Consider the following 1542-nt stretch of genomic DNA (forward strand, 5'->3'; position numbering starts at 1 on the left):
CCGATTTGGGCGAAGACGGCGCCGAAGGCGAATAGGAAGGCGGCGACGGCGAATTGTTTGCTTTGGATGGAAAGCAGGTAGGCGCCCAACGTTACCAATGCGATGAAGAGCAGGGTGAAGAGGATGGTCAGAATGAGGAAGGTTCGGCGTTTGGTCATTGGTTTTGTTTGTTTCTTTTAGATTTCAGGTAGCCTTAACGGCAGATGGGGGAAGCTTGCTTCCGCTCACAGCCGCACATTGTGGCAGGCTTCGTACACTGGCAGCAGGCGGTGCAGGGTTTCGACTAGCCAGGTCGCGCTGCCAGCCGTTGCACCAGCGTTCGATATGCGGCGGGGCAAAGCCCGCGCCCAGTTGTGAGGCTACCTGTAAAACCAACGTGCGCCACACTTGCCACGCGGCTTTGTAGTCGGCCTTGCTTGGTTTGCGCTTCGGTTTCGGGCTGGTATTGGCGGATTTGGGCGAACTGGAAAAATGGGCGTTGGAATAGGTCGCAGCTTTGCGGGGTGAGCATGATGGTTTGGCGGGGCATGAAAAAGGGAGAGGCTACCTGAAAAATAGATTTTCAGGTAGCCTCAAACCGGTTTGGCATGCATCCGAAACGGAAAATTTGAGCGGTTACATACCTTGGGTTGGTGGCAGTGTTATTTCAACTTGGCTGCCAATTTGTCGAATTTTTGTTTGATGTCGGCCTTGAAGGCTTCCACTTTCTCTTTGCGCTCGGCTTTGCGCTGTTTTTTCCACGCTTCGTGTGCCTGACGTGCCACTTCTTCCTGCGCTTCTATTGCTGCCAATACGTCCTGTTGGGCAACGGCTGCATCTTGCCGGAGAATAACGGTTTTGAAACGGTGGAAGAAGGCATCCAATACAGCTTCGTCGGATTCTTGCGCCAAAATAATGATTGCAGTACTGCCGTTATCCAGTTTTTTGGCTGTATTTTCCAGCAACAACCCCTCTCCCAATGTTTGGGCAGTGCCTGCATCACTGCCGATGAGTGCGCCAGTAGCTCCACCCAACAGAACACCGATAGGACCGCCGAGAATGCCGACCAGTGAACCAATGAGGCCGCCCGTCCATGTGCCTTCGACCGTATTGGCGGTAAAGTCGGTGCTTTCTGCTGGGATAATCAGACCATTTTCCTTTTTAATCAAAACGGCTTGTGCCACCAAAGCATCTGTTGTCTGCGAGTAAGCTTTCAATTCAGAAAAGGCTTGATAAGCTTCGCTGGAGATGTTGAATAAAACAACGATGATGTTTTGTTTCATAAGTCTACTCCCGTGGGTTGAAAGATTTAAGAACATACAAGTTGTATGCGGTGTCAGTGTAAATTGCAAGGGGGGGGGGAGCAATGCGGCAAACAAAACTTTACCTATGTAAAGCCTGTAGAACCGGCAAACGGATAACGAACAATACCCAGCCTTAATGGGATTCGGTTTGTTGCTCACGCATGATTTGTGCGCGGGCTTTGTGGCGGATGTAGAGGGCGAGGCTGCCGATTTGGGCGAAGACGGCGCCGAAGGCGAACAGGAAGGCGGCGACGGCGAA

The 1542-nt window shown here is 51.9% G+C and carries 3 protein-coding genes and 1 pseudogene; all 4 read right to left on the reverse strand.

Translation table 11 applies throughout. The features are described from left to right. Positions 1-158: NGO_0222 family membrane protein (locus tag HMPREF1028_RS15815; RefSeq protein WP_009313189.1), on the reverse strand; the 158-nt coding region annotated here is incomplete at its 3' end. A 139-nt stretch (positions 159-297) separates the two neighbouring features. Then, positions 298-511, reverse strand: a pseudogene (locus HMPREF1028_RS14225) (HI_0552 family protein); the annotation flags it as partial. Positions 512-641: 130 nt separating this feature from the next. Then, a complete protein-coding gene (locus tag HMPREF1028_RS12805; RefSeq protein WP_003741838.1) occupies positions 642-1262 on the reverse strand; it encodes a DUF1269 domain-containing protein in 621 nt (206 codons plus the stop codon). Positions 1263-1416: 154 nt separating this feature from the next. Next, a partial coding sequence (locus HMPREF1028_RS15820; RefSeq protein ID WP_009313190.1) for an NGO_0222 family membrane protein occupies positions 1417-1542 on the reverse strand: 126 nt, incomplete at its 5' end.

Source organism: Neisseria sp. GT4A_CT1, assembly GCF_000227275.1.
Classification (GTDB): domain Bacteria; phylum Pseudomonadota; class Gammaproteobacteria; order Burkholderiales; family Neisseriaceae; genus Neisseria.

What these genes read in the sequence shown, in the direction of transcription:
- HMPREF1028_RS12805 (WP_003741838.1), bottom strand. Translation starts at nt 1,262, where the DNA reads ATGAAACAAAACATCATCGTTGTTTTATTCAACATCTCCAGCGAAGCT.